This window comes from Burkholderia sp. MSMB2157WGS, assembly GCF_001532755.1.
GTDB lineage: Bacteria > Pseudomonadota > Gammaproteobacteria > Burkholderiales > Burkholderiaceae > Burkholderia.
Genome location: NZ_LPJG01000030.1, coordinates 1,330,028 through 1,355,678 on the forward strand (window position 1 = coordinate 1,330,028; position 25,651 = coordinate 1,355,678).

Genomic DNA, 25,651 nt, shown 5'->3' on the forward strand with positions numbered 1-25,651 from the left:
GTCGGCGCCGCGCATCGTGAACGAAGGCCGGGCCGTCCGGCATTCGTCGCCTCGCATGATCGTGCACGACAGGAAGGCAACATGCAGATTCGCGCCGCTTCGCCCCGCCTGAACCTCGCGCGCGTCGTGATCGTCGCGCTGTATGTCGCGTCGCTGCTGCTACCCGTCGCGGCCGAACCGCCGAATGCGGCCGGCGCGGTGAGCTGGTGGCACGGCTATACGGTGCTCGCGCTCGGCGGGCTCGCGATCCTCGACCTGCAATTCGCATGGCTCGGCAACCCGCTGCTCGTCGTCGCGCTGCTCAGGCCGAGCCGTACCGTGTCGGCGCTGCTGGCCGTGGTCGTGGTCTTTGCGGCCGGATGGCATACGATCCCGACCGACGCGAACTACGAAACGATCCGCGCGTTCGGGGCCGGGTACTACTTATGGATTGCGGCGATGGCGGGCGCCGCCGCGTTGCCGTGGATCGACGGACGCGCGCGGCAGGATGGCGGTGCGCCGAGTGTTGCGGCCGGTGCCGCGGGTGGCGGCGTGCCGACCGCCACAGACGCAGGCTCAGGCGCAGGGGCAAACGCTGCCGCCGGCAGCCCGGCCGGAGCGAAGGCCGCGCCGGCGTCGCCCCAACCGCACACCCGGCAAAGCGGCTGGACCGTGACCGCAACCGAGACGCGCATCGCGTCGACCGACCAGACCGGGACGACGCGCGGCATCGCGCTGTCCGACCTCGGTGCGATCCTGATCGAAACCAGCGATCATGGGCCGTTCGTGTCGGACGTCTGGTGGATCCTGTTCGATACGAACAAGCAGTTCGCGTGCGGCTTTCCGCAGGATGCCGAGGGCGCGAAGGCGGCCGTCGACCGGCTGCTCGACCTGCCCGGCATCGACCACCGCAAGGTCATCGACGCGCAGACGTCGATCCAGAACGCGACCTTCCCGATCTGGGAGCGCGCGACGGGCGCGCCGGGAAAAGCCAGGGCGTCCGCCTGACCGGCAACCCTTACGCGGATGGCCCCGCATGCGGCGGCGTCAGCTTGCCGTCGCCATACTCGCGAAGCACCTGCGAAATCACGACACGATACCCGTCCAGCCAGCGCGCCTGCTTCGCCTTGGCCTCGAGATGCGCGGGATGCTGCATCAACTGCCGCAGCGCCGCCTCGGATTCCCAGTAATAGACGTTCTGGATCAAGCCGGCTTGCGCGTTCTCCCACGTTTCCTCGCCGAGATAGCCGGGCGTCGCGCGCGCCATGTCGGCGATCTGCCGGTCGAGCCGGTGGAATTCGTCGTCGTACTGCCCGGCGCGAAAAATGAAAGTCGACGCGTACATGCCCGCTCGCTCTTTAACGATTGAAAGAGCGCCAAGTGTAAGGCACGCGCGGCGTGCCGCGATCGTCAGGTGGCGAGCGCAGCGGCGTCGACGCGATCGTCGAGCCACGCTTCGATGCGTGGCGCATCGTCGCGCGCGGCGGCGGCGGATGCCGGCGTCGCCGCGAGCGCCCGTCGCGCCCGTTCCAGCGCCTGCGCGAAGCCGCGCAATTCTTGCGTCGCGGGCCGGTCAGCCGCCTGTCGGCGCGCGAGCGCCGCTTCGATGTTCGCGCCGATCAAGGTCAGTTGGGCATCGATGAAGTCGATGCACAGCGCGCGGCAATGCGCGGATACCGGAGCGACGGCCAGCAGGGCCGGCACGATCGACACGGTCAGGTAGCCGCCGGGCGCCAGCCGCGACAGCGCATCGCTCACGCCCGGTCCGCCGTCGGCCAGCGACGCGAACACGGCGTCGCGCCACACCGCGCGCTCGAACACGAGCGCATCGCGATGCGCGTCGAGCATCGCACGATCCGCGACCTGCCCGGCCGTCACCAGCGGAATCGGCAACGGCGATTCGTCGGCAGACCGCAGGCTCGCGGCGTCGACGATGCAGTTCGCGCCCAGCCACGCCGCTTCGGCGCGTCGCGCCGCGAGCACGCGGGCCTGCAACCGGTCGGGCAGCATCGGATCGAGCGGCACCGCGCGGCAGATCGACGGCTTGTTCGCGTGCACGCCGCAGCGGCCGTCGTCGGCCAGCGCCGCGCAACGGCCCAGCGACGGATAGTCGTAGCCTTGCAGCGTCAGCGCGAGCCATTCGCCCTGCACGCGGCCGCGATGGAACAGCCGGTCCGCCAGCGCATCGGCCGCCGCGACGTCGTCCGCATCCAGCGCATGCTCGCGGCCGCCCGCTTGCCAGCGCTCGCCGATCCGCCGCTTCGGCACGCGGCGGATCGTCAAGGCGCCGACGAAGCGGTGCCGATGCCGGAACAGTTCGCGCAACGACAGCGTCGGCGCGCTGTTGCAGCAGCGTCCGCACGCGTTGCACGCGAGCAGGTAACCGGCTACCACGGCCGCCGCACCGAATCCTGGTAGCGCGTGAGGATGAAGTGCGCGACGTCGTCCGAGTGGTACGCGGCGACGAGCTGCGCGACCCACGGCTTCGCGCGATCGGCGTCGCGCACCGTGAGCACGTTCGCATACGGCGAGCGGGCGTCCTCGAGGCTGATGCTGTCGCGCGCGGGCTGCAGCCCGGCGCGGGCCGCGTCGTCGCTGTCGATCGCGACGAACGCGGCCGTGTCGAGCGCCGCGTAAAGCCGGTCGCGGCGCAGCGCGACGAATTTGAGCCCGAGCCGGTTGCTCGTCACGTCGCGCAGCGTCGCATGCAGGCCGGCCTTCTCGCGCAGCGTCACCAGCGTGTCGTTCTGCAGCAGCACGAGCGCGCGCGCCATCCCGCGCGGATCGGCTGGAAGCGCGACCGTCGCGCCGGGTTGCAGTGCGTTCAGGCTCGTCAGCTTGCGGGAATAGAACGCCATCGGCAACGTGACGGTCGGCGCGACTTCGGTCAGCGCGATACGCTTGCGTGCGCGGGTCTCGCCAAGCTGTTGCGCATCCTCGAAGCTGGCTGCGTCGATTCGCCCGTCGGCCAGCGCCGTATCGATGCGCGATGCATCGTCGAATTCGACGACGTCGACGCGCAGCCCCCGCGCGGCGGCCACCCGCTTCACTTCGTCGAGAATCTGCGCATGCACGCCGCGCGTCACGCCGACGCGCACGGCCGGCCACACGGCTTCGGCAGCCAGCGCCGCGCCCTGCTGCATCGCCGCGCACGCGATCAACATCCATGCGGAAACGAAACGCCCGATGCCCGCCGTCATGACGCGTCCCTCAGGATCGTGCGAAAGCCGATATGCGACGCGCCGAGATCGGCTTCCTGCCGTTCGCGCGACGATGCGCGATAGCGCACGCAGTAATCGCGCGAGCACAGGAACGAGCCGCCCTTGATGACCATCGGCGTATCGTGCCGGCGCGTCGGCGGGGCGACGGCCGCCGTGTCGCCGTTCGTGTGGGATTGATGCGGGCCCGTGTACGCATCCTTCGTCCATTCCCATGCGTTGCCGATCATGTCGTAAAGACGAAAACCGTTCGCCGCATAGCAGCCGACGGGGGCCAACCCCGCGTGGCCGTCCTCCGCCGAATCGAGCACCGGAAACGCACCCTGCCAGTAGTTCGCGGTCGGCTTGCCCTGCGCGTCGCGCGGCGCCGCATCGAGCGATGCGTCGTCGCGGCCGGCCTTGCCCGCGTATTCCCATTCGGCTTCGGTCGGCAAGTCGCGGCCGAGCCAGTGCGCATACGCGAGCGCATCGCGCTGCGTGACGAGCGTCACCGGCAGGTTGCCGAGCCCGTCCACGTCGCTGCCGGGCCCGCGCGGATGCCGCCACGACGCGCCCTTCACCCATGACCACCACGCGAGATCGCGCGCGTTCATCTCGTCGCGCGTCGGCACATGGAACACCGCCGCGCCGCCCTGCTGCTCGGCCTCGGTCACGTATCCGGTCGCCTGCACGAATGCCGCGAACTGCGCGATCGTCACGTCGGTCTGGTCGATCCAGAAACCGCCGACGCGCGTGCGGCCGTCGCCGACCGGACGCTCGTCCGCATAGCCGCGCGTGCTGCCGAACACGAACGCGCCGCCGCGCAGGTGCACCATGCCGGCCTTCGGATCGTCGCGCCACTTCGACGGCAAGCCCGAATAGCGTTCGCACTCGCGCTCCGAACCGAGCGGCGCGAGCGCGCGGCCGCGATTCAGGTCGTCGAATGCGCCGCCGGCCGACGCCGCCGGGTTCGCATAGCCTGCCGCGAACGCGGCGGCGAACAGCGTGGCGGCCAGCGTCGCGCCGATCGTCCAAAAGCGGAACCGCATCGTGTCGCCCCCGCGCTCAGTAGTAGCCGCGCGGCCGCAGCGGCTCGACGCCGCCGACGTTGCTCATGTAGGCCTTCCACTGGTCGACGAGCGCGCCGATCACCGACGGGTTCTGCGCGGATACGTCGGTCGTCTCGCCGCGATCCGACGCGAGGTCGTACAGCTGCCAGTGACCGTCGAGCGGCCCGAGCGGCGGCTCGGTCCACAGCGCCTTCCAGCGGCCGTCGGCGCTGCGCAGGTACGCGCGGCCATACGCTTCGTCGCCGAACGGCGTCGTGTGCACTTCGCCCGTCGCCGAGCCCGTGAGCACCGGCAGCAGCGACTGGCCCGTGACCGGATACACGTAGCGGTTGTTGTAAACGACCTTGCCCTTGTTCTGGTCGACGCCCGTCAGCGTGTTGACGAGCGGCGGCGCCGGCTGCGACGGCGGCGTGACGCCCGCGACCGCGAGGAACGTCGCCGTGTTGTCGGTCACGTGCGTGAACGCGCGCAGCGTCGGCAACGGCTGCGACTGGCCGGGCAGGTGCACGATCGTCGGCGTCGATACGCCGCCTTCGCCCGAATAGCCCTTCGTGAGCCGGAACGGCGCCGCGCTCACTTCGGCCCAGCGCAGCCCGTACTGCAGGCGCTGCGCATTCTGCTTGCCGTTGTCGGTGCCGAGCGCCGAATAGATCGGCTCCTGCGCGTTCGCGGTATCGGTCGCGGTCGGGTCGGCGCCGGAATCGATCGGCCAGCCTTCCGCGCCGTTGTCCGACTGGAACATGACGAACGTGTTGTCGTATTCGCCGATGTCCTTCAGATGCTGAATCAGGAGCCCGATGTTGTAGTCGAGGTTCTCGACCATCCCCGCGTAGATTTCCATGTAGCGCGCCTGCGCCCGGCGCTCGGCCGGCGACAGGCTCGACCACAGCTTGTCGACCTTGCCAGGGCCGTAGTCGACGTAGCCGTCCGCGGCCGAATGCACGGCGCTGACGTACTTCGCGCCGGCCTTGCCGTCGTTCGCGGTCGCGGGCGATGCGGCCGTCGTCTCCGGCAGCCCGTCGAACGGTTTGAAATCGGCGGGAATCAGGCCGAGCGCTTTCTGTCGGGCAATCCGCGCGTTGCGGATCGCATCGTAGCCGGCGTCGTACACGCCCGCGTACTTGTGCAGCCACGGATCGGGCACCTGCAGCGGCCAGTGCGGCGACGTGTAGGCCGCGTAAGCGAAGAACGGCTTGCCGTCCTGCTTGTTCGCATCGATGTACGAGATCAGTTTCTGCGTATAGAAATCGGTCGAATAGAACACGGCCGGGTTGCCGCCCGCGCCGCCCGGCTGCCCGGGCTGGCCGGGCTGCACGTAGCGGCCGTCTTCCGCGTAGTTCGACGAGCCGGCCGGTTCGTGCGCGAAGTGGTTCGTCGCCGCGCCGCCGAGCAGCACGTAGCTGCGCTCGAAACCCCACTGGTCGGGTGTCTGCCCGCTACCCGTCGTACTCCCGACGATCCCCGAGCCGATGTGCCACTTGCCCGCGATATACGTGTGATAGCCGGCGTCCTTCAGCAGTTGCGCGAACGACAGCGCGCGGTCGTTCAGATAGCCCTCGTAGCCGGGCAGCCCGCGCCGTTCGTCGGTCGGCACGCCCATCGTGCCTTCGCCGACGAGATGGTGATCGGTGCCGGACACCAGCATCGCGCGCGTGATCGCGCAGACGGTACCCGTGTGGTGGTTCGACAGGATGCGACCGGACGCGACGAGCGCGTCGAGGTTCGGCGTGTCGATTTCGCCGCCGAACGCATGGATGTCGGAATAGCCGAGATCGTCGGCCATGATGTACAGGATGTTCGGGCGCTTGGCCGACGGCGTCGTGCTGGCCTGCGGCGGCGGATCGCCGTCGACGCCGCCGCACGATGCGAGCGACACCGCGCCGGCAATCGCGGCGCAGACGACACGGAAACGAAAAGCATGCAACGGCGACGCGGACTTTTTCATTGTTGCGGAACGCTCGATCTACGGGATCGGCGATCTTAGCGTCGCGCACGCGGCGCCCAAAGTCGGATTCGTCACATGCTAACGGGATGCGGGAATATGCGATGCGCGCCGTCCGCCACGCACCGCGCCGCCGTGCGTCAGCTGCGCCCGCCGAGGCTGCCGCCGCCGTCCACGGCCAGCACCTGCCCCGTGACGAAACCGGCTTCGTCCGACAGGAAAAACGCGATCGCGGCCGCGACGTCGTCGGCCGTGCCGAGCCGGCGCGCCGGAATCGTCGCGAGCACCTTGCGCTCGGCTTCGCTGCCGACCGGCCGCGTCTGGCGGAACAGTTCGGTCTCGATCGGGCCGGGCGCCACCGCGTTGACGGTCACGCCGTGTTCGGCGAGCTCGAGCGCCCACGTGCGCGTGCAGCCGACGAGCGCGCTTTTCGCGGCCGAATATGCGGTGCGATCGAGACTGCCGAAGATCGCGCGGCTGCAGATGTTGACGATGCGCCCATGGCCGCGCGCCTTCATCGCGTCGGCGAAATGCTGCGTGACCTGGATCGCGGCCCGCACGTTCAGATCGAACACGGCCTGCAGCGAGCCGAAGTCGATCTGCCCGAGCGGCTGCGGCAACGCGATGCCTGCGTTGTTCACGATACCGTCGATATCGGCCGACGCACCGATACGCGCGAGCGTCGCGGCCGTCTGCTCGATATCGGCGAGATCGCATGCATGCAGTTCCCCGGGGAAATCGATGCCCTGCGCGTGCCGCGCGACGCCGATGACGCGATGGCCGCGCCGTGCGAGCATCGTGCTGACCGCGAAGCCGATGCCGCGCGACGCGCCGGTGACGAGATAGGTGCGAGATGACATGATTCGTGCCTCGTACGAAAGAATCGAAGACGGCGCGATGCGTACGCTGCCGTGCGTCGCATGCACGTTGCGCACGATTGTGCGTCAGGAGAGAAAAACGCGTACGGTCGCCGTCATTCGCTTCGCTCGCGTGGCCCGCCTCGTCGCCATCGGCCGCGCACGTCGCGACGCGATCCGCGATGCGAGCACGCCGCCTGCCGGCAATGCGAGCGCGACGAGCAGCGGCGCGAGCACCCCGACGGGAATCGGCCGCTGCGAGGCGATGAGCGCGACGGCGAGGGCCGAACTTGCCGAGCGTCCGGCTCAGGTACGTTGACGCGCCATGTGCCGCGTCAACCGACCATGCGCGACGGGCGCGGCTCGCGCTCGCGGCGATGCGGCTCTCCCTGTCCGTCTGCGTCATCCGACGCCAGCAGCCGCGGGATCTCGTCGACCAGCGCGTCGACGACGACGCGCACCTTCGACGGCACGTGCCGCGACTTCGGCCGCACCGCGAACACCTCCGCGCCCGACACGCTGTTGCTGTCCATCACCAGCGCGAGCCGGCCGTCGCGCAGGTACGGCGCCATCAGCCAGCACGGCAGCCATGCGAGGCCCGCGCCGGCGGCGGCGGCCTCGGCGATCGCCTGCAGGTCGTCGAACCGCAGGCGCCCGGCCGCGCGGTGGTCGTGCACCTGGCCGTCCGCGCCGATGATCCGCCACGGCACCGGCTGCCCGCCGCGCGAGTACGCGATGCCGACGTGCGACACGAGATCGTCGAGCCCCGACGGCCGGCCATGCCGGTCGAGATACGCGGGCGATGCGCAGATGCCCATGCGCTGCACGCCCAGCCGCCGGCCGACGAGCGCACTCGTATCGGCCAGCTCGCCGATGCGCACCGCGATGTCGAAACCGTCGTCGATCAGGTCGGCCACGCGGTCGCTGAACGACACGTCGATTTCGAGCCGCGGATGACGCTCGACGAGACGCCGCATGACCGGGGCCACGCATTGGCGCCCGAACAGCACGGGCACGCTGATGCGCAGCCGTCCGGACGGCTCGCGCCGGCCCGCGTCGAGCGCGGCCTCCGTTTCGCCGAGTTCGGCCAGCAACCGTCGGCATTGCTCGTAATAGACGCTCCCTTCCTCGGTCAGGTTGAGCTGGCGGGTCGTGCGCTGCAGCAGCCGCACGCCGAGACGGTGCTCGAGCCGCGCGACGACCTTCGCGACCGCCGAACGCGTGACGCCGACGCGCAGCGCCGCCGCCGCGAAGCTGCCCGACTCCACGACCTCGACGAATTCCGCGACGCCTCTCAGCCGCTCGTCCATGTGATTCCGCTCCGGTTCGTTCGCAGGTTTGTGTCCCTCATGGAAACAGTACGTGGCCAAACTCTCGCCAATGCGTCCCCATACGCAACACTATGATAGTCCCGTCCCCCTCGAACCAGGAGTCGAACATGCATGCATGGCAACTGAAACCGGGCGACGGCGTCGCCGGACTCCGGCGCATCGACGCGGCCCGCCCGCCGGTCGGGCCGACCGACGTCGTCGTGAAGATCCACTCGGCCGGGCTGAACTATCGCGACCTGATGTTCGCGCGCGGCGATTATCTCGGCATCGGCGACGCGCCGCTGATTCCCGTGGCCGACGGCGCGGGCGAAGTCGTCGAAACCGGCCGCGACGTCACGCGCTTCAAGCCCGGCGATCGCGTGATCAACACGTATTTCCCGCGCTGGATCGACGGGCCGCCCACGCCGGCGAAAGTCTCCGGCTCGCCCGGCGCGCAATTCGACGGCGTGCTGGCCGAACACTTCGTGTCCGACGAAACCGCGCTGGTCGCGATTCCCGCGCATCTCGACTACGACGAGGCGGCGACGCTGTCGTGCGCGGGCGTGACCGCATGGAATGCGCTGTTCGCCGACGGCGGCGCAGGCCCCGGCTCGACCGTCGTGCTGCTCGGCACCGGCGGCGTATCGATCGTCGCGCTGCAGCTCGCGCATGCGGCGGGGCTGCGGACGATCGTCACGTCGTCGAGCGACGCGAAGCTCGAACGCGCGCGTGCACTCGGTGCGGATGCAACGATCAACTATCGCGCGACGCCCGAATGGCAGCATGAAGTGCTGCGGCTCACCGACGGCGCGGGTGCGGATCTCGTCGTCGAGGTCGGCGGACGCGACACGCTGCCGCGCTCGGTCGCCGCGACGAAGCTGGGCGGCATCGTGTCGGTGATCGGCGGCCTCAGCAGCTTCGGCGGCCCCGAACTCGGACTGCTGTCGCTGATCGGCGGCATCCGGCGGCTTCACGGGATCATGGTCGGCAGCCGCGCGATGCTCGACGACGTCGTTCGTCTCGTCGACGCGAAGCGGATCCGGCCCGTCGTCGATCGCGTGTTCGGCTTCGACGAAGCGCCGGAAGCTTATGCGTACCTGCAGTCGGGCCAGCATTTCGGCAAGGTCGTGATTCGCGTCGCGGCGTGACGGGGGAAAGCGGCGCGATGCGCAATCGCGCACGCACGTCGGCGGTGACGGGAGACGAGTCGTCCGCCGTCCGTCGCCGCCGCTTGACCGCACGCCGTCAGAACCGGTGACGAATCCCCGCATGCACCATCAGTTGCTTCGACGTCGACGACAGGTCCGGCGCGCCGGGGATGAGCGCCCGATCGAGCGACGAACCCGTCGCGTCGCCCGCAACCCGCTGATACGCGCCCATCAGGTACACGTCCGTCCGCTTCGACAGGTTGTAGTCGGCCATCAGCCCGATCGAATGGATCTTCGGCTTCGCGCTGCCCGTCGTCGCGTCGTAGCGCACCGTCGTGTACACGTACTGCGCGCCGACGAAGCACGCCGGCGTGAACTGATATTTGCCGTTCAGCTCGAAGTTCTGATACTTGATCGCCGTCACCGTGCCGCCGGCGAGCGGCCCCGTCACGGGCGCGATCGTCTCGTCGCCGAACAGGTAGCCGACGTTCGCGGTCGGACGCGTGACGTTGCTGTTCGTGTACGCGAAGCCGACCGTCGCGAGCCCGGCCGTGTAGTTGATCCCCGCCCCGAAGATTCGCAGCCGCGCCGACGCGAAGTTCGCATCGGCGCCGACCGAACCCGCACCCGCGACCGCGCCGCCGGACGTCGCGCCGGGGTCGTTCGCGTTCAGGAACGCCGCGCCGACCAGCAGCCCGCCGTGCTCGTACTGCGCGCCGACGCTCCACGCCCGGTTGTTCGCGAAGCCCGTGTCGTTGCTGAAGCTGTAGGTGCCGCCGAACGAGAAGCCCGAGAAATCCGGGCTCGCGTACTTGACCGTGTTGTCGACGCGGAACGTGTTGCCCGTGTTGTCGTTGTCGAGCGGATGCGAGAACGGATAGACGCCCCAGCTCCCGTTCGCGGTCGTCGGCGCGAGATAGTCGACCACCGAATCGTATTGCCGGCCGAGCGTCAGCGTGCCGTAGCGCGTGCTGCCGAGCCCGACGTAAGCCTGCCGCCCGAACATGCGCCCGCCCTGCGCGAGCGTGCCGGCGTTCACGTTGAAGCCGCTCTCGATCTGGAACAGCGCGCTGTAGCCGCCGCCGAGATCCTCGGCGCCCTTCAGCCCCCAGCGGCTGCCCTGCGCGAAGCCGCTCGCCATCTGCCACGCACCGTGGCCGCCGACGTCGTTCGTATAGTCGATACCCGCGTCGACCAGACCGTAGAGCGTGAAGCTGCCCTGCGCGAATGCAGGCGCTGCGCACAGCACCGGAATCGCGACGAAAAAAATTCTCCAGTTCATTCGTTGTCCTTATCCGTTTTTGTGGGCCTGCACGTGAATGCCCGCGCGATTCGCAGGCCGTGCAGGCGGTCATTCCCCGCATCCGGCGCGCGGTCGATCGCGCGCCGTCTCCTCACGTGCGGCGCGCCGACGGCACGCCACGCGGCTCACTTCGCGCCGTAGATGTCGAAATCGAAATACTTCCGGTTGATCCGCCGATACGTGCCGTTCGCGAGAATCGTCGCGAGCGCGCGATTGAACGCGTCGCGCAAGTCGGTGTCCTGCTTGCGCAGACCGAGCCCATCGCCCTGCCCGAAGTACTTCGTGTCGTCGATCGCTTCACCGGCGAATGCAAAGTCCTTGCCCTGCGGCTTCTTCAGGAATCCGTCGCTGGCCGCGATCGACGCCTGGAACGCCGCGTCGAGCCGCCCCGTCACGAGATCCGCGTAGACCTGGTCCTGGTTCGGGTAGGACACGATCTGCACGCCGGCCCGCTGCCAGTTCGCGATCGCATAGTCGGCCTGCGCGGAGCCCTGCTCGACACCGATCCGCTTGCCCTTCAGCGATTCGGCCGTCGGCAGCAGCGGCGAGCCCTTGCGCGCGATCAGCCGCGCAGGCGCGTTCGAGATCCGGTTCGTGAACGCGATCTGCTGCATCCGCTTCGGCGTGATCGTCATCGACGACGCGATCACGTCGAACTTGCGCGCGAGCAGCCCGGGGATCATCCCGTCGAAACTCGACTCGACCCATACGCAGCGCGCCTTCAGTTCCGCGCACAGCGCATTCGTGATGTCGATCCCGAACCCGGTCAGCGTGCCGTCCGGCAGCTTGTACTCGAGCGGCGGGTAGGTCGGATCGACCGCGAGCCGGATCTCCTTGCCCGCCCAGTCGCCCGCATGTGCGGCCCCTGCCGCCAGCGCCATCGAGAGCGCCGCCATCCACTGCTTCATTGCCGTCTCCTTGTGTAGATCGTGAATCGAATTCGTCCGGCGCATCGGGCACCGGCTCGCCGCGTACGCCGCATGCGCCGCGTCACGCGAGATATCGCTCCGCCAGCGCGACCCAATAGCTCGCGCCCGTCGCGAGACATGCATCGTTGAAGTCGTAGCCGGGGTGGTGCAGCCCGCATCCGGTCGCGCCATCGCCGTTGCCGTCGCCGTTGCCGATCGACAGGTAGCTGCCCGGGCACGCGTTCAGCATGAACGCGAAGTCCTCGCTCGCCGCGATCGGCCGCAACTGCGGAATCAGCGCGCCGTCGCCGCCCCATTCGCGCGCGACGTCGCGAGCGAATGCCGTTTCCGCCGCGTGATTGACGAGCACCGGATAGGTGTGCCGGTAGTCGATCTCGGCCGTCGCGCCATAACTCGCGGCCTGCCCGTGCACGATCTCGCGGATGCGCCGCTCGAGCAGCGCGCGCACGTCCGGCGACAGCGCGCGCACGCTCAGTTCGAGCTCCGCGTGCGGCGGAATCACGTTCGACGCGGCGCCCGCATGGATCGCGCCCGCCGTGACGATCGCCAGCTCCTGCGGATTCACGTTGCGCGACACGATCGTCTGCAGCGCCATCACGATCGATGCGCAGACCACCACCGGATCGACCGTCGTGTGCGGCGCGGCGCCGTGCCCGCCCCGGCCCATCACGCGCACGCGCACCTCGTCGGCCGACGCCATCGCCGGGCCGTCGCAGAAGCCGAGCACGCCGGCCGGCAACCCTGGCACGTTGTGCATCGCGAACACCGCGTCGCACGGGAACCGCGTGAACAGCCCGTCGTCGAGCATGCGTTTCGCGCCGCCGAGCCCTTCCTCCGCCGGCTGGAAGATCAGGTTCAGCGTGCCCGTGAAACGCGCGCGCGCCGCGATGCAGCACGCGGCGGCGAGCAGCATCGCCGTATGGCCGTCGTGGCCGCACGCGTGCATCACGCCGTCGTGCCGGCTCGCATGCGGCAGCCCGGTCGTCTCGCGGATCGGCAACGCGTCCATGTCCGCGCGCAACCCGAGCCGCTTCCCGGCGCCGCGCGCCAGCGTGCCGACCACGCCGGTGCCGCCGAGGCCGCGCTCCACCCGATAACCCCATGTTGTCAGGCGCTCGGCGACGAGATCGCCGGTCGCGCGCTCCTCGAAGCCGAGCTCGGGATGCGCATGCAGCCGGCGGCGCAGCGCGATCATCTCGGCTTCGATCGCTGCCATTTCGGGAAAAATTCGTGTTTGGCCCAACCCCGATACTCCTTCGCTACGTTCCGGTTGTCGACCGCCGGAGGGCGGATCGTGACGGGATCGTATGCAGCGAAAATCCGGGCGAACAGCTGCGGTTTCGTTATGATGACAACCTTTCGTTGTCGGGTATCGCACCATGAAGCTGCATCAGTTGCAGGCGCTCGTCGCGAGCGCGGAGGCCGGCAGCATCCGGGGCGCGGCGCGCATGCTCGGGCTGTCGCAGGCGGCCGTCACGCGCGCGTTGCGCGAGCTGGAGGCAAGCGAGCGCCTGCCGCTGCTCGTGCGCGCGCCGGAGGGCATCGGCTTTACCGAATACGGGAAAACCTTGCTCACCCATGCGAAGCTCGTGCTGAAACAACTGGAGCACGCGCAGAGCGATCTCGAACGGCTGCGCGGGCGCGTCGAGGGGCGGCTGAGCGTCGGCGTCACGCCATGGCTCACCATGACGTTCCTCGCGGAAACGGTGCTGCGTTTTCGAGAACGGATGCCCGACGTGCGTCTCGAACTCTACGAAGCGTTGATCGCCGTCGCGCAGCCGCTGTTGCGCGACGGCACCATGGATTTCGCGCTCGGGCACGTGCAGCCGGGCAGCGCGCAGGAATTCGCGTTCGAGCCGATGCTGCGTTACGAGACCTCGGTGATGGTGCGCGCCGGCCACCCGCGCGAACGCGCGCGATCGATCCACGACCTGCTCGACAACGATTGGGTGCTGAATTTCGCGGCGGACGGCCAGGCGGCGCTCGTCGACTACCTGTTCACGCGCCACGGCGCGCAGATCGACGAGCGGCGCATCGTGCGCGCGCAATCGGTGGCGATGCTGCAGACGATGCTCGAGCAAGCCGACATGTGCACGTGGTGCCCGACGATTCTCGCCGCCGTGCCGCCGTTCGGCGAGCGGATGCGCGCGCTGTCGCTGAAGGAGACCTTCGAGCCGCGCGAGCTCGGCATCGTCACGCGCCGCAGCAGCACGCTGAGCGAGGCCGCGCGCTGCTTCATCGACTGCCTGCTGCAGGTCGTCCGGCGGCACGCGCGCTCCGCGCGCAAGGACGATCTCGTGCTGTTCAAGACGGTGTCGCTGCTGATCTGACGCGCCGGCGTCGCGCGTTGTGTCCGGCGACGGTCTCCATGCCGCAGAGCCGGACCCGTTCCCAAAGCGCATTCGCGCAAATGCTTTTCCGAATCCGTTATTGGATCGCGCCGGCGCGCATTTCTATACTCGTCAGCACTCTCTGTTAAAGAGTGCCAGCCCATTTCGACAGAACAGCACAGGACGAAAAAGATGAGCCTACGCCCCTTGCACGATCGCGTGATCGTGAAGCGACTCGATCAGGAAACCACCACCGCATCGGGCATCGTGATTCCCGACAGCGCGGCCGAAAAGCCCGACCAGGGCGAAGTGATCGCCGTCGGCCCCGGCCGCAAGGACGCGGACGGCCAGCGCATCGTGCCCGACCTGCAGGTCGGCGAGCGCGTGCTGTTCGGCAAGTACGCGGGGCAAGCCGTCAAGGTGGACGGCAACGAGTTTCTCGTGCTGCGCGAGGAAGACATCGTCGCGGTCGTCAATCAATAACGGAGCACAATCATGGCAGCGAAGGAAATCATTTTCAGCGACGTCGCACGTGCGAAGCTGACCGAAGGCGTCAACATTCTCGCGAACGCGGTGAAGGTCACGCTCGGGCCGAAAGGCCGCAACGTCGTGCTCGAACGCAGCTTCGGCGCGCCCGTCGTCACGAAGGACGGCGTGTCGGTCGCGAAGGAAATCGAACTCGCGGACAAGCTGCAGAACATCGGCGCGCAGCTCGTGAAGGAAGTCGCGTCGCGCACCAGCGACGCGGCCGGCGACGGCACGACGACGGCCACCGTGCTCGCGCAGGCGATCGTCCGCGAAGGCCAGAAATACGTCGCGGCCGGGCTCAATCCGCTCGACCTGAAGCGCGGCATCGACAAGGCCGTCGCATCGGCCGTCGACGAATTGAAGAAGATCAGCAAGCCGACCACCACCAGCAAGGAAATCGCGCAGGTGGCGACGATTTCCGCGAACGGCGAGGAGTCGATCGGCCAGCGCATTGCCGAAGCGATCGACCGCGTCGGCAAGGAAGGCGTGATCACCGTCGAGGACGGCAAGTCGCTCGCCGACGAGCTCGACGTCGTCGAGGGGCTGCAATTCGACCGCGGTTACCTGTCGCCGTATTTCATCAACAATCCGGACAAGCAGATCGCCGAGATCGAAAACCCGTACATCCTCCTGCACGACAAGAAGATCTCGAACATCCGCGACCTGCTGCCGGTGCTCGAGCAGGTCGCCAAGTCGGGCCGACCGCTGCTGATCATCGCGGAAGACGTCGAAGGCGAAGCGCTCGCGACGCTCGTCGTGAACAACATCCGCGGCATCCTGAAGACAGTCGCGGTCAAGGCGCCGGGCTTCGGCGATCGCCGCAAGGCGCTGCTGGAGGACATCGCAATTCTCACCGGCGGCCAGGTGATCGCCGAGGAGACCGGCCTGACGCTCGAGAAGGCCACGCTCGCCGACCTGGGCCAGGCGAAGCGCATCGAGGTCGGCAAGGAAAACACCACCGTGATCGACGGCGCGGGCGATGCGAAGAACATCGAAGCGCGCGTGAAGCAGATCCGCGTGCAGATCGACGAGGCGACGTCCGACTACGACCGCGAGAAGCTGCAGGAACGCGTCGCGAAGCTCGCGGGCGGCGTGGCGGTGATCAAGGTCGGCGGCGCGACCGAAGTCGAGGTGAAGGAGAAGAAGGATCGCGTCGACGACGCGCTGCACGCGACGCGCGCGGCCGTGGAAGAAGGCATCGTGCCGGGCGGCGGCGTCGCACTGATCCGCGTGCGGCAGGCGATCCGCGAGCTGAAGGGCGCGAATGCCGATCAGGACGCGGGCATCAAGATCGTGCTGCGCGCGCTGGAAGAACCGCTGCGCCAGATCGTCGCGAATGCGGGCGAGGAAGCGAGCGTCGTCGTCGCGAAGGTCGCCGAAGGCACGGGCAACTTCGGGTACAACGCGCAGACGGGCGAGTACGGCGACCTCGTCGAATCGGGCGTGCTCGATCCGACCAAGGTCACGCGCACCGCGCTGCAGAACGCGGCGTCGGTGGCCGGACTGCTGCTGACGACCGATGCGACCGTGTTCGAAGCGCCGAAGGATGCGGCGCCGGCTGCCGCACCGGGTGGCCCGGGCGCGGGCGGGCCGGGATTCGATTTCTGACGACGCGGCAGCGTGCGCGCCGGTTCGCCGGCGTGCGCGTCCTGGCTGGATCCTGCGACGCGTGGCGACAGAGGTCGTTGCGCGTTGTTCGCTGACGCGTGGCCGGCCCGACCGGCTCGCTGCCTTTCATGCAGGTGCTGCACGGGCAGACCGTCGCCACCGTCGACGGATGTGCCGCAAGCGACGCCCGTGCGCGCCGCGCCTTCGCGCAGGAGGTCGCGCTGCTCGGGCGCACCGGCATCCAACCTATCGTTATCCGAAGCATTCCGACCGCGCCCGCCACGCAATCGTTCCGCGTCGTGCACGCCGCCACGGCCTCATCGCGCAACGCACGGGCACCGTCACGCAGGCGATGCCGTCCTAAATCCGTCGCCACGTTTCCGACCGGTTGGCATGAAAACGCTTGCGGCGGCCCGCGAAGGCCGCCGCAAGCGGGTCAACATCGACATCGACACCAACGTCAGCGTCGCGCCGCCAGTCTCCTGACGACGCTCACCAGCGCATCGACTTCATCGCACGTGTTGTAGAACGCGAGCGACGGCCGTACCGTGGCCTCGAGCCCGAAGCGCCGCAGAATCGGTTGCGCGCAATGATGCCCCGAGCGCACGGCGATTCCCTCGTCGTTCAGCGCCTGCCCGACTTCCTCGGTTTCGTAGCCCTTCAGCACGAACGACAGCACGCTCGCCTTGTCGCGCGCGGTGCCGACGAGCCGCACGCCCGGCACCGGCGCCAGCACGCTCGTTGCGTACGCAAGCAAATCGTGCTCGTAGCGCGCGATGTTCTCGATGCCGACGCGGCTCACGTAGTCGAGCGCCGCGCCGAGCCCCACCGCATCCGCGATGTTGCCGGTGCCGGCTTCGAAGCGGTTCGGCGGCGGCTGGAACACCGTGCGCTCGAACGTCACGTCCGCGATCATGTTGCCGCCACCCTGCCAGGGCGGCATGTCGTCGAGGATCGCGCGTTTGCCGTACACGACGCCGATCCCGGTCGGCCCGTAGATCTTGTGCCCGGAGAACACGAAGAAATCCGCATCGAGCGCCTGCACGTCCACACGCATGTGCGAGATCGACTGCGCGCCGTCGACCAGCGCCTTCGCACCGGCGCGATGCGCGAGCTCGACGATCTCCTTCACCGGCACGACCGTGCCGAGCGCGTTCGACACCTGCGTGACGGACACGATCTTCGTGCGATCGTTGAGCAGCTTCCGATATTCGTCGAGCAATACCTGCCCCGAATCGTCGACCGGAATCACGCGCAGCGTCGCGCCCTTCTGCGCGGCAAGCTGCTGCCACGGCACGATGTTCGCGTGATGCTCGAGATGCGACACGACGATCTCGTCGCCTTCGCCGACGTTCTGCACGCCCCACGTCTTCGCGATCAGATTGATCGCCTCGGTCGTTCCCCGCACGAACACGATCTCGTCGGGCGACGATGCGCCGATGAAGCGCTGCACCGTTTCGCGTGCATGCTCGTACGCATCCGTCGCGCGGCCGGCCAGTGCATGCGCCGCGCGATGAATGTTCGAGTTCTCGTGTGCATAGAAGTACGCGAGGCGGTCGATCACGGCCTGCGGCTTGTGCGTCGTCGCAGCGTTGTCGAACCAGACGAGTTGCTTGCCGTTCACGCGCTCCTGCAGGATCGGGAAATCGCGGCGGATCGCGTTCACGTCGAACGGCGGATGGGCACCGCGATGCAACTGACCTTGCGGCGCGGCCGCCTGCGCATCGTCGATGAAGTAGCGCGGCACGTCGGTGCCCGACGCATGCGACACCGGCACGTCGCGCTGCACGGCGAGCAGCGCGCGCAGCGCGTCGTCGCCCGGCAACCCGAATGCTTCCGGCGACGCGAGCCCGTTCGACGGCACGACGATGTCCTGCGGCGTCGCCTGCCAGCCCTGCAGCGAACCGTCGGTGAAGTAGTACGGCGACGCCTTCGCCGCGCCTTCCGGTGCGGCGGCGCTCACTTGCGGTACGCCGAGCGCCGCCCCGCCGACCCGCGGTTCGAGCGCGGGCGCGATCGACACGACGTTGTCGGGCAACCCGTTCTGCGCGGCCGCATGCGGCACGAGCGCCGGTGCGCGGTTGCCGAGCGACAACACGTGCGTCGGCGCAGATGGCGCGAGATTCGTGCCGGGCGCCTTGCCCTGCGGCAGCGCGAGCCCCGGCACACCGGTGCCCGCCCCGCCCGGGCCTGCGAGCGGCGAACCGCCCGGCACCGGGTTGCTGACGGACGCGAGGATCGGCGCCGCCGCCGGCAATGCCGACGGTACGCCGCCGACCGCGCCGCTGCCCGCCGACAGCCCGGGCGCGGTGGCCTGCCCGGGCGGCGTCGCGAAGAACTCGGACGCGAGCCGCGCGAGCGTCGCCGGGTCGGGCAGCCCGGCCGGCAGCGACGCATGCGGCAACCCGTGCGCGTCCCCGCCGGCCAGGCCGGGATTAACGGTAGGTGTCGGGATAGTCATGGTACTTGGCGATTTCGACGTCATCGAGAACAGCCAGCGCATCCGGCGAATGGACCGCGAGCGAGCAATACAGCGAGATCAGGTACGACGCGATCGCCTGATTGTTGATCCCCATGAAGCGCACCGACAGCCCCGGCCCCTGCTCGCCCGCGACGCCCGGCTGATACAGGCCGACGACGCCCTGGCGCTTGTCGCCGACGCGTAGCAGCAGGATCTTGGTCTTGCCGTCCGCGACCGGCACCTTGTCCGACGGAATCAGCGGAATACCGCGCCACGTGAGGAACTGCGAGCCGAACAGGCTGACCGTCGGCGGCGGCACGCCGCGCCGCGTGCATTCGCGGCCGAACGCGGCGATCGCGAGCGGGTGCGTGAGGAAGAAGGCCGGCTCCTTCCACACCTTCGTCAGCAGCTCGTCGAGATCGTCCGGCGTCGGCGCGCCCGTCAGCGGGAAGATCCGCTGTTCGTCGGTCACGTTCGCGAGCAGCCCGTAGTCGGGATTGTTGATCAGTTGGCTTTCCTGCAGCTCCTTGATCGTCTCGATCGTCAGGCGCAGCTGCTCCTTGATCTGGTCGTGAGGACTACTGTAAAGATCGGAAATCCGCGTATGCACGTCGAGCACCGTGCTCACCGCGTTCAGGAAGTATTCGCGCGGCTGTTCCTCGTACGGCACGAAGGTCTGCGGCAACACGCTTTCGTCCTCGAGCTGCGTGCACGCGGCGCGCACGGCTTCCGGATTCTTCACCTGGTTCAGGCGATAGATGCCGGCCTCGACCGGCACCCATTGCAGCAGATGGGTCAGCCAGCGCGGCGTGATCGTGGAAAGCTGAGGGACGGTCTTGGTAGCGTTCGCTAGTTGGCGGGCGGCGTGATCGCTCAGCGCGGCCGTGCCGCTTGCAACGGTCGACATGTGTGGCTCCGGGTTCTTAAGATGAAAAACAGGATTGCTTATGACGCTCGGTGATTATCGGAAACCCGCCCCTGCCGGCTCAACATGCTATAGCCGTCAGGTCGTGCAACCGAAGGGGGAAACGATGCGGGGCAACCTCAGGTGACGTATGCGGCCGGCAGCAGCGTCGAGATCGACACGTCGAACGCGCGGGCGATCTTGTCGGCCGTGACGATCGACGCGATCGCCTCGCCGCGCTCGATCTCGCCGACGTACGAGCGGTTCAGCCCCGCATGCTCGGCCAGTTGCTCCTGCGACCACGTGCGCGCTTCGCGCAGCTTGCGCACGTTGGCGCCGAAGTGATGGATGAGGTCGCTCATCGCGCCTCCCAGGCGACGCGCGCCGCCGTGCGCGGCGCGGTATTCGCTTCGCTGCGCAGCACGGCCTGCGTGATGTTTGCGCCGGCCGGCACGTCTTGCGTGAGCCACACGTTGCCGCCGATCACCGCGCCCCGCCCGATCGTCACGCGGCCGAGGATCGTTGCGCCCGCATAGATCACGACGTCGTCCTCGACGATCGGATGGCGCGCGAGCCCTTTCTCCAGATGGCCGGCCGCATCGCGCGGGAAGCGCTTCGCGCCGAGCGTGACGGCCTGGTACACACGCACGCGCTCGCCGATGATCGCCGTCTCGCCGATCACGACGCCCGTGCCGTGGTCGATGAAGAAGCCCGCGCCGATGCGCGCGCCCGGATGAATGTCGATGCCCGTCTCCGCATGCGCCTGCTCGGCGATGATCCGCGCGAGCAGCGGCAGGCCGAGCCCGTACAGTTCGTGCGCGAGCCGGTGGTGGATCATCGCGAGGATGCCCGGATAGCACAGCAGCACCTCGTCGACGCTGCCGGCCGCCGGATCACCGTGGAAGGCCGCCAGCACGTCGCTGTCGAGCAGCCGGCGAATCTCCGGCAAGCGCGCGGCGAACGCCTGCACGGCCGTCGACGCGACTTCATCGATGCGATCGGGCGGTGGCCCGTCGGCATTGCGCTGACGCGCGGCGTAGCGCAATTCGAGCGTCACCTGCGCGAGCAGCGCATTCAGCGCCGAATCGAGCGCATGGGCCACGTGGAAGTTCTCGCTCTCCTGCCGCAGATCGGGCGGCCCGAGCCGCATCGGAAACAGCACGCCCTTCAGCGCGCCGACGATCTGCGCGAGCGCTTCTCGCGCCGGCAAATCGCGCCCGCCCGGTTCGAGCGAGCGCCGCTGCTTTTCGCGCCATGCGCGGCGCACCGTCTGCAGCGATTGAACGATGTCGTCGATGTCGAATGCGGCCATCCTGCTTTCTCCCCGTCACGGCCGTGAATCAATCCTGCGCCCACGGCAGGCCGCGAAAGCGCCAGCCGTTGCGGCCGCCGCGATGCTGCCGTTCGTCGAGATCGCCCTCGAAGCCTTCGAGCACATTGAAAACCTGCGTGAACCCGCCCTTCGTTGCGGCCTCGGCCGCCTGCGCCGAACGGTTGCCGCTGCGGCACAACAACAGCACGACCGCGTCCTTGCCGGTCTTCGCTTCCAGTTCGCGCACGAAGCGCGGGTTGCGCGTCAGGCTCGTGCCGGTCGCCCACGGCACGTGCAGCGACTCCGGCACGTGGCCGACGAATTTCCGCTCCTCGGCCGTGCGCACGTCCACCAGCAATGCGTCGCCCGCCGAGAACAGCGCCCACGCGACTTCCGGCGCGACGCCGCCCGCGTAGGGCGTGCCGGCCGCCACGGCTGCCGCGCGCGCGTCTTCGAGCGCCTGCTGCGCAGCGGTTCGTTCTTGCAGTTCAACCGTCATGACACTTCCTTGTTCTCGCAAATTCGTATGAACAAAACACCGGGAATGCGGCTGTTGCAGCTTGCGTGCTGTCTATAGCCGTCAGCACCACTATGCGAGTGCGGTCGGGGAAGCAGAACCAATAAAAATTCATTTCCTAATCAGCGCTGTGGGGAATGCAATGGCAACAGGGGACAATCAGGAAAGTCGTAGCGCAGAGATGAGAAGCGCCAAGTCGGTCCCGCCGTATCCTACGGAACCCTCGACGCGTACCAGTGGATTCTTTCGGTCACCGGCGACGCGAACATAAGCGGCCAACACTTAAATGCGGCGCGAAACTCTACAATTCACGCTCCTACACAACAACATAGGGCCAACATGACCGCTCCATCGTCCACCATTCCGTGGAATATTTTCCTCACCCGCTTGCAGACGTTTCTCGACTTCGGCAAAGACGTAACCGAACTCATAGCGAAGTCGTCGATTCTGCTACTGATCGTTCCAGGACTCTCGCTTTGGGTCTATCTCGATAGAATCGGCTGGCATGCACTATTTCTCGATTCGATCTCGTCTACATCTGGCCTCCTCGCGTTGCTGATCGGAACGCTCCTGGTCGTGTCGGCACTGCTGCTAGTGCTGTGCGTTCCATCGATCTTCCTTTTGTTTCTACTCTCTCTAGAAAAGGATTTGCACGTGCTGTCTAAAAGCACTGCATTCGTCATTCTGGCGACGGTAATACTGTGGATGGTCGAGGTATTCATCGGGTCGATCGTTATCAAGCACCTGTCAGTCCCTCTGCTACTGTTTGCAACATTCCTGTCGGGCGTCGCATTCGTTCTGATCGGCTGGCGAATCGACGGCACGTCGAAGAAGTTTGGGAACTGGGAAATGGTTGGCAAGGCGATTGTGCTATCGACGCTCGTCACCGTCGCCGCAATTTCGAGCAGCAGCGGCTTTCTGACCATCGAATCGTTCGCTGGCGACATGAGTACCGACGACAAGGCATACTCAGCGCTGGCGGTGCTTTTGCCCCTATCACTTGCGGGCTTTCTGCCAGGGCTGATGGCGATCAGCATGGCCGCGCGCAGCAAGCCTGCGACCACAACCATAAAGTACGCAGCTATCGGAATTGGCTTCGTGTTCTATGCGTTGATTACGTGGTCGTTCACATCGTTCTCCACCGGAATCGGAACCCGGGCGTTGGAAAAGACCGGGGTCTTTAGTGTGGCTGCACAAGATTTCGAGCTGCTCAAGCTCGATGCACGGCCAAGCCTGGAGCGCGCCGGCATCCGAGTCACGAAGTCCGAGATTCCGCTTGTGCGAGCCTATGTTCGTTACGCATTCGGCGACATTCGCCTGCTGTGCGCCAACGAATTCAAGCCAGGCGTTACAGACGCCACTGAGGCAAAGGGGACCAGCGACCTGACGCAACTTGAGCAAGCGAAACAACGAGCCCTCGATGCAGGAAGAAACTGCGTAGTGCTCAAGAGAGACGACATCCGACCGATCCGTCTAAAGTAAGCGTCGTTAGTACGTTTCGCCCATGCGGCCGGCATTCGTGGATGCATTGCCACGTGCCTGCCGCAGGGGTATCTCAGACCACCGGATCGACCACCGTAACCGGCACCCCGCGCGCCTCGATATCGCGCCCCGCGAGCAGACACAGATCCTCGCGATGATGCGCGGCCACCACCTGCACGCCCACCGGCATGCCGTTCGCGAGCGACGTCGTGACAGCCAGCCCCGGCAGCCCCATCGCAGGCAGCGCGCGCAACGTGAGCTGCGCTTCCCACACGCGGTCGAAGCCGTCCGGCCCTTGCCGGTCGAGATCGTCGGGGAACGGCAGTTCCGACGAAACAGGCAGCAGCAATACCGCATATTCGTCGAGAAACAGCCGCCACTGCCGCGTCAGCGTCGTGCGCCGGACCAGCGCGCGGCTGATCACGTCGGCCGCCAGATCGCGCACCTTGCCGCGCACGGCGGCGATCACCGCGGCCGCGCCCGGATCGCCGTCCTGCTCGACCGCGTTCGCCAGCGCGCCGAACCCGTCGCCGAGCCACAGCTGTTCCTGCAACAACGCAGCCTCGCGCATCGGCGGCGTATCGTCGATCTCGTCGACGGTCCAGCCCGCATCGACGAGCCGGCGCGCAGCATCGCGCAACGCAGCCTCGACTTCGGGCACGACCTCCAGCCCGCGCGGACGCACGCACAGCGCCGCGCGCTTCGGCACTACGCGCCCGTCGAACGGCACCGCGGCGTGCCACGGATCGCGCGGGTCCGGCGCGGAGAAAGCACGCAGCGCGAGCGAGAGATCGTCGATCGTGCGCGCGATCGGCCCGGCCGTCGACATCAGTTGCGCGCCGATCGCGCGTTCCGGCGACGACGCATTGAACGCGGGCACGCGGCCGAGCGACGGCCGGATTCCGTGGACGCCGCACGCATAGGCCGGGTAGCGCACCGAGCCGCCGATGTCGGTGCCGACCGCGAGCGGGCCGATCCCGGCGGCCACGGCCGCCGCCGCGCCGCCGCTCGATCCGCCCGGCGTCAGCAACGGATTGCGCGGGTTGCGCGTGCGGCCATGCACGAGATTCGACGTGAACCAGCGCAATGCGAACGTCGGCGAATTGGTGCGGCCGAGCAGCACCCCGCCGGCCCGCCGAATGTTGGCGACCACCGGGCTGTCGGCGGGCGCGATCAGGTTTTCCTGCAGGCGCGTGCCGTTGGTCGTCGCAAAGCCGGCCTGATCGACGTTGATCTTCACGGTGACGGGTACGCCCGCGAGCGGCCCCGGATCGTCGCCGCGCGCGATTGCGCGATCGACTTCGTCGGCCTGCCGCCGCACGTCGTCGGGACGGTGTTCGACGACCGCGTTGATCGCCGGATTCACGGCATCGAGACGATCGAGCACGGCGTCCGCCACTTCACGCGCGGATACGTCGCGCTGACGCACGCGTTTCGCGAGTTCGGTTGCCGACAGTTGCCAGAGTTGCGTCATGACTTCTCCTGGGTGGAAAGACATCGCCATCACTCTCGCACCGCGCCTCCTCACGAAAGCGCGGCGCCGCATTCGCTCACTGCGTAGCCTGCTTCGCGCGCTCGGCGGCGGCGATGATCGCGTCGGCCACGGCCTTCGGCTGGCTCAGCATCGCGACGTGGCTGGCGTTCACGCGCGCGACCGTCGCGCCGATCCGCTTCGCCATCGCTTCCTGCAGCGTCGGGTCGATCATCCGGTCCTGCGTCGCGACGACGAACGTCGACGGCTTCGCATGCCATGCGGCCTGCGCGACCTTCTCGGAGATGCACCCGCTATACCACGGCCCCTGGGTCGCCGCAACGATGCGCTGCTGCGCGGGCGGCAGATCCGGCGCGAAATCCTGCGCGATCGCCTTGTCCGACAGCCGTGCGAAGCCGCCTGCGTCCTTGCGCAACTCGCCGGCCCATGACGGCGCCGGCAGGCCCTGCGTGACGTCCGCAATCGACTGGCCGTTGTCGGGCGCGAACGCCGCGACGTACACGAGCGACTTCACCTTGTCGTCGTTGCCCGCGTCGCTGATCACGACGCCGGCCCACGAATGGCCGACCAGCACGACCGGCCCCTTCTGTTCGTCGATCGTGCGCTTCGCCGCGGCCGCATCGTCGGCGAGCGAGCTCAGCGGATTCTGCACCGACACCACGTGCAGCCCGCGCGCCTCGAGCAGCGGAATCACGCGGTTCCAGCTCGACCCGTCGGCGAACGCGCCGTGCACGAGCACGACGTTGGTGCCCTTCAGGTCTTCCTTCGGCGCGGCCTGCGCCGCGACCGCACCGAACAGTCCGCCGATCATCGCAGCGGATACCAGAACGCGTTTCATCAAACCGGCCATCGTCATGCTCCTTTCCTTGTCGTATCGTTGAAGTGAAGTACTGCGTGAGCGGCCGCGCCTGCATGTCGCCGGCGCGGCGCGGCATCACGAATGCGCGTACAGGTCGTCGGCGGCGTTGCGTGCGGTACGCGACTGCGCTGCGTCGCGATGGCCGGCCGGCGTCGACGCGTCGGCCACGTTGTCGCCTTGCGACTTCGACGGGCCGTTCTGGTCCGACCGTGCGACTTGCTCGGCAGCCGCGACGGCGTTCTGTGCGGCGGCGATATCGTCCGGGTAATGCGCTTCGCTGCCGGCCGGGTTGTAGCCGGCCTTCTCGAGACGGATGAGGTCCGCGCGCACTTCGGCACGCGTGAGGCCGTGGCCGGTATCGGCGAACGACAGCGCGGGTGCGACGGCGAGGACGGCAACGGCGAGGATTCGAGCGGCTTTCAT

General features: G+C 68.0%; 24 protein-coding genes. 6 read left to right on the top strand and 18 right to left on the bottom strand.

Going from position 1 to position 25,651, the window contains the following annotated elements; genetic code table 11:
* Positions 1 to 81: 81 nt before the first annotated feature.
* The gene (locus WT53_RS24415) at positions 82 to 987 is read left to right on the top strand and encodes a hypothetical protein (RefSeq protein WP_034205492.1); all 906 of its coding nucleotides are present in this window, start codon (positions 82 to 84) and stop codon (positions 985 to 987) included.
* A gap of 10 nt (positions 988 to 997) precedes the next feature.
* Here WT53_RS24415 and WT53_RS24420 read toward each other — a convergent pair whose 3' ends face one another.
* From WT53_RS24420 to WT53_RS24455, 7 genes are all read right to left on the bottom strand, one after another.
* Positions 998 to 1,324, bottom strand: a complete 327-nt coding sequence (locus WT53_RS24420) for an antibiotic biosynthesis monooxygenase (protein WP_034205493.1) — start codon at positions 1,322 to 1,324, stop codon at positions 998 to 1,000.
* A gap of 65 nt (positions 1,325 to 1,389) precedes the next feature.
* Positions 1,390 to 2,373 (bottom strand): YkgJ family cysteine cluster protein, encoded by a 984-nt coding sequence (locus WT53_RS24425; RefSeq protein WP_034205494.1) that lies wholly within the window; start codon positions 2,371 to 2,373, stop codon positions 1,390 to 1,392.
* Positions 2,367 to 3,179 carry a MetQ/NlpA family lipoprotein gene (locus tag WT53_RS24430; protein ID WP_034205495.1) on the bottom strand — a complete coding sequence of 271 codons (813 nt, stop codon included), beginning with the start codon at positions 3,177 to 3,179 and terminating at the stop codon, positions 2,367 to 2,369. Before WT53_RS24430 ends, WT53_RS24425 begins: the two co-directional genes overlap by 7 nt.
* Positions 3,176 to 4,225, bottom strand: coding sequence for a formylglycine-generating enzyme family protein (locus tag WT53_RS24435; RefSeq protein ID WP_034205496.1), 1,050 nt, complete (start codon positions 4,223 to 4,225; stop codon positions 3,176 to 3,178). The genes WT53_RS24430 and WT53_RS24435 overlap by 4 nt, the downstream gene beginning before the upstream one ends.
* Positions 4,226 to 4,241: 16 nt before the next feature.
* A complete protein-coding gene (locus WT53_RS24440) occupies positions 4,242 to 6,191 on the bottom strand; it encodes an arylsulfatase (protein WP_034205497.1) in 1,950 nt (649 codons plus the stop codon).
* Between the two features lie 137 nt (positions 6,192 to 6,328).
* Positions 6,329 to 7,048: an SDR family oxidoreductase gene (locus WT53_RS24445; RefSeq protein ID WP_034205498.1), complete on the bottom strand. Its 720-nt coding sequence runs from the start codon at positions 7,046 to 7,048 to the stop codon at positions 6,329 to 6,331.
* Positions 7,049 to 7,380: 332 nt separating this feature from the next.
* Positions 7,381 to 8,355, bottom strand: a complete 975-nt coding sequence (locus WT53_RS24455) for a LysR substrate-binding domain-containing protein (protein ID WP_052100143.1) — start codon at positions 8,353 to 8,355, stop codon at positions 7,381 to 7,383.
* A 128-nt stretch (positions 8,356 to 8,483) separates the two neighbouring features.
* Between WT53_RS24455 and WT53_RS24460 the strand changes: the two genes are divergently transcribed.
* The gene (locus WT53_RS24460) at positions 8,484 to 9,503 is read left to right on the top strand and encodes an NAD(P)-dependent alcohol dehydrogenase (RefSeq protein ID WP_034205500.1); all 1,020 of its coding nucleotides are present in this window, start codon (positions 8,484 to 8,486) and stop codon (positions 9,501 to 9,503) included.
* 97 nt (positions 9,504 to 9,600) lie between these two features.
* Here the strand turns inward: WT53_RS24460 and WT53_RS24465 are convergent, their stop codons facing one another.
* The 3 genes from WT53_RS24465 to WT53_RS24475 form a co-directional block, all read right to left on the bottom strand.
* Positions 9,601 to 10,785 (bottom strand): porin, encoded by a 1,185-nt coding sequence (locus WT53_RS24465; RefSeq protein WP_034205501.1) that lies wholly within the window; start codon positions 10,783 to 10,785, stop codon positions 9,601 to 9,603.
* 146 nt (positions 10,786 to 10,931) lie between these two features.
* A complete protein-coding gene (locus WT53_RS24470; protein WP_034205502.1) occupies positions 10,932 to 11,714 on the bottom strand; it encodes an ABC transporter substrate-binding protein in 783 nt (260 codons plus the stop codon).
* Positions 11,715 to 11,796: 82 nt separating this feature from the next.
* A complete protein-coding gene (locus tag WT53_RS24475) occupies positions 11,797 to 12,951 on the bottom strand; it encodes an amidohydrolase (RefSeq protein WP_034205503.1) in 1,155 nt (384 codons plus the stop codon).
* Between the two features lie 163 nt (positions 12,952 to 13,114).
* Between WT53_RS24475 and WT53_RS24480 the strand changes: the two genes are divergently transcribed.
* The 3 genes from WT53_RS24480 (at position 13,115) to groL (ending at position 16,201) form a co-directional block, all read left to right on the top strand.
* Positions 13,115 to 14,065: a LysR substrate-binding domain-containing protein gene (locus WT53_RS24480; RefSeq protein WP_034205504.1), complete on the top strand. Its 951-nt coding sequence runs from the start codon at positions 13,115 to 13,117 to the stop codon at positions 14,063 to 14,065.
* 192 nt (positions 14,066 to 14,257) lie between these two features.
* Positions 14,258 to 14,548, top strand: a complete 291-nt coding sequence (locus WT53_RS24485; protein WP_011356207.1) for a co-chaperone GroES — start codon at positions 14,258 to 14,260, stop codon at positions 14,546 to 14,548.
* Positions 14,549 to 14,560: 12 nt separating this feature from the next.
* Entirely contained in the window at positions 14,561 to 16,201 is a 1,641-nt protein-coding gene (groL, locus tag WT53_RS24490) for a chaperonin GroEL (protein WP_034205505.1), read from the top strand.
* Positions 16,202 to 16,661: 460 nt separating this feature from the next.
* On the opposite strand, the gene WT53_RS24495 is transcribed toward groL, so the two are convergent.
* The 5 genes from WT53_RS24495 to WT53_RS24515 all read right to left on the bottom strand — a co-directional run bounded on the left by WT53_RS24495 (position 16,662) and on the right by WT53_RS24515 (position 21,377).
* Positions 16,662 to 18,662 carry a family 2A encapsulin nanocompartment cargo protein cysteine desulfurase gene (locus WT53_RS24495; RefSeq protein WP_034205506.1) on the bottom strand — a complete coding sequence of 667 codons (2,001 nt, stop codon included), beginning with the start codon at positions 18,660 to 18,662 and terminating at the stop codon, positions 16,662 to 16,664.
* Complete coding sequence (locus tag WT53_RS24500; RefSeq protein ID WP_034205507.1) at positions 18,637 to 19,569, bottom strand: family 2A encapsulin nanocompartment shell protein; 933 nt, start codon at positions 19,567 to 19,569, stop codon at positions 18,637 to 18,639. The genes WT53_RS24495 and WT53_RS24500 overlap by 26 nt, the downstream gene beginning before the upstream one ends.
* A gap of 137 nt (positions 19,570 to 19,706) precedes the next feature.
* A complete protein-coding gene (locus tag WT53_RS24505; protein WP_034205508.1) occupies positions 19,707 to 19,928 on the bottom strand; it encodes a helix-turn-helix domain-containing protein in 222 nt (73 codons plus the stop codon).
* Complete coding sequence (gene epsC, locus WT53_RS24510) at positions 19,925 to 20,878, bottom strand: serine O-acetyltransferase EpsC (protein ID WP_034205509.1); 954 nt, start codon at positions 20,876 to 20,878, stop codon at positions 19,925 to 19,927. Before epsC ends, WT53_RS24505 begins: the two co-directional genes overlap by 4 nt.
* 28 nt (positions 20,879 to 20,906) lie before the next feature.
* Positions 20,907 to 21,377: a rhodanese-like domain-containing protein gene (locus WT53_RS24515; RefSeq protein ID WP_034205510.1), complete on the bottom strand. Its 471-nt coding sequence runs from the start codon at positions 21,375 to 21,377 to the stop codon at positions 20,907 to 20,909.
* Positions 21,378 to 21,734: 357 nt separating this feature from the next.
* Here WT53_RS24515 and WT53_RS24520 point away from each other — a divergent pair, with 357 nt between their 5' ends.
* Positions 21,735 to 22,877, top strand: a complete 1,143-nt coding sequence (locus WT53_RS24520; protein WP_034205511.1) for a hypothetical protein — start codon at positions 21,735 to 21,737, stop codon at positions 22,875 to 22,877.
* Positions 22,878 to 22,950: 73 nt separating this feature from the next.
* Here the strand turns inward: WT53_RS24520 and WT53_RS24525 are convergent, their stop codons facing one another.
* The 3 genes from WT53_RS24525 to WT53_RS24535 all read right to left on the bottom strand — a co-directional run bounded on the left by WT53_RS24525 (position 22,951) and on the right by WT53_RS24535 (position 25,651).
* Positions 22,951 to 24,351 carry an amidase family protein gene (locus WT53_RS24525; RefSeq protein WP_034205512.1) on the bottom strand — a complete coding sequence of 467 codons (1,401 nt, stop codon included), beginning with the start codon at positions 24,349 to 24,351 and terminating at the stop codon, positions 22,951 to 22,953.
* Between the two features lie 76 nt (positions 24,352 to 24,427).
* Positions 24,428 to 25,219, bottom strand: a complete 792-nt coding sequence (locus WT53_RS24530; RefSeq protein ID WP_034206251.1) for an alpha/beta fold hydrolase — start codon at positions 25,217 to 25,219, stop codon at positions 24,428 to 24,430.
* 84 nt (positions 25,220 to 25,303) lie between these two features.
* Positions 25,304 to 25,651: a DUF4148 domain-containing protein gene (locus WT53_RS24535; RefSeq protein WP_034205513.1), complete on the bottom strand. Its 348-nt coding sequence runs from the start codon at positions 25,649 to 25,651 to the stop codon at positions 25,304 to 25,306.

Bases quoted from the DNA above. Each gene is read 5' to 3' on its own strand.
- WT53_RS24415 (WP_034205492.1), top strand. From the start codon at position 82: ATGCAGATTCGCGCCGCTTCGCCCCGCCTGAACCTCGCGCGCGTCGTG.
- WT53_RS24420 (WP_034205493.1), bottom strand. From the start codon at position 1,324: ATGTACGCGTCGACTTTCATTTTTCGCGCCGGGCAGTACGACGACGAA.
- WT53_RS24430 (WP_034205495.1), bottom strand. From the start codon at position 3,179: ATGACGGCGGGCATCGGGCGTTTCGTTTCCGCATGGATGTTGATCGCG.
- WT53_RS24435 (WP_034205496.1), bottom strand. From the start codon at position 4,225: ATGCGGTTCCGCTTTTGGACGATCGGCGCGACGCTGGCCGCCACGCTG.
- WT53_RS24440 (WP_034205497.1), bottom strand. From the start codon at position 6,191: ATGAAAAAGTCCGCGTCGCCGTTGCATGCTTTTCGTTTCCGTGTCGTC.
- WT53_RS24445 (WP_034205498.1), bottom strand. From the start codon at position 7,048: ATGTCATCTCGCACCTATCTCGTCACCGGCGCGTCGCGCGGCATCGGC.
- WT53_RS24455 (WP_052100143.1), bottom strand. From the start codon at position 8,355: ATGGACGAGCGGCTGAGAGGCGTCGCGGAATTCGTCGAGGTCGTGGAG.
- WT53_RS24460 (WP_034205500.1), top strand. From the start codon at position 8,484: ATGCATGCATGGCAACTGAAACCGGGCGACGGCGTCGCCGGACTCCGG.
- WT53_RS24465 (WP_034205501.1), bottom strand. From the start codon at position 10,785: ATGAACTGGAGAATTTTTTTCGTCGCGATTCCGGTGCTGTGCGCAGCG.
- WT53_RS24470 (WP_034205502.1), bottom strand. From the start codon at position 11,714: ATGAAGCAGTGGATGGCGGCGCTCTCGATGGCGCTGGCGGCAGGGGCC.
- WT53_RS24475 (WP_034205503.1), bottom strand. From the start codon at position 12,951: ATGGCAGCGATCGAAGCCGAGATGATCGCGCTGCGCCGCCGGCTGCAT.
- WT53_RS24480 (WP_034205504.1), top strand. From the start codon at position 13,115: ATGAAGCTGCATCAGTTGCAGGCGCTCGTCGCGAGCGCGGAGGCCGGC.
- WT53_RS24485 (WP_011356207.1), top strand. From the start codon at position 14,258: ATGAGCCTACGCCCCTTGCACGATCGCGTGATCGTGAAGCGACTCGAT.
- groL (WP_034205505.1), top strand. From the start codon at position 14,561: ATGGCAGCGAAGGAAATCATTTTCAGCGACGTCGCACGTGCGAAGCTG.
- WT53_RS24495 (WP_034205506.1), bottom strand. From the start codon at position 18,662: ATGACTATCCCGACACCTACCGTTAATCCCGGCCTGGCCGGCGGGGAC.
- WT53_RS24500 (WP_034205507.1), bottom strand. From the start codon at position 19,569: ATGTCGACCGTTGCAAGCGGCACGGCCGCGCTGAGCGATCACGCCGCC.
- WT53_RS24505 (WP_034205508.1), bottom strand. From the start codon at position 19,928: ATGAGCGACCTCATCCATCACTTCGGCGCCAACGTGCGCAAGCTGCGC.
- epsC (WP_034205509.1), bottom strand. From the start codon at position 20,878: ATGGCCGCATTCGACATCGACGACATCGTTCAATCGCTGCAGACGGTG.
- WT53_RS24515 (WP_034205510.1), bottom strand. From the start codon at position 21,377: ATGACGGTTGAACTGCAAGAACGAACCGCTGCGCAGCAGGCGCTCGAA.
- WT53_RS24520 (WP_034205511.1), top strand. From the start codon at position 21,735: ATGACCGCTCCATCGTCCACCATTCCGTGGAATATTTTCCTCACCCGC.
- WT53_RS24525 (WP_034205512.1), bottom strand. From the start codon at position 24,351: ATGACGCAACTCTGGCAACTGTCGGCAACCGAACTCGCGAAACGCGTG.
- WT53_RS24530 (WP_034206251.1), bottom strand. From the start codon at position 25,219: ATGGCCGGTTTGATGAAACGCGTTCTGGTATCCGCTGCGATGATCGGC.
- WT53_RS24535 (WP_034205513.1), bottom strand. From the start codon at position 25,651: ATGAAAGCCGCTCGAATCCTCGCCGTTGCCGTCCTCGCCGTCGCACCC.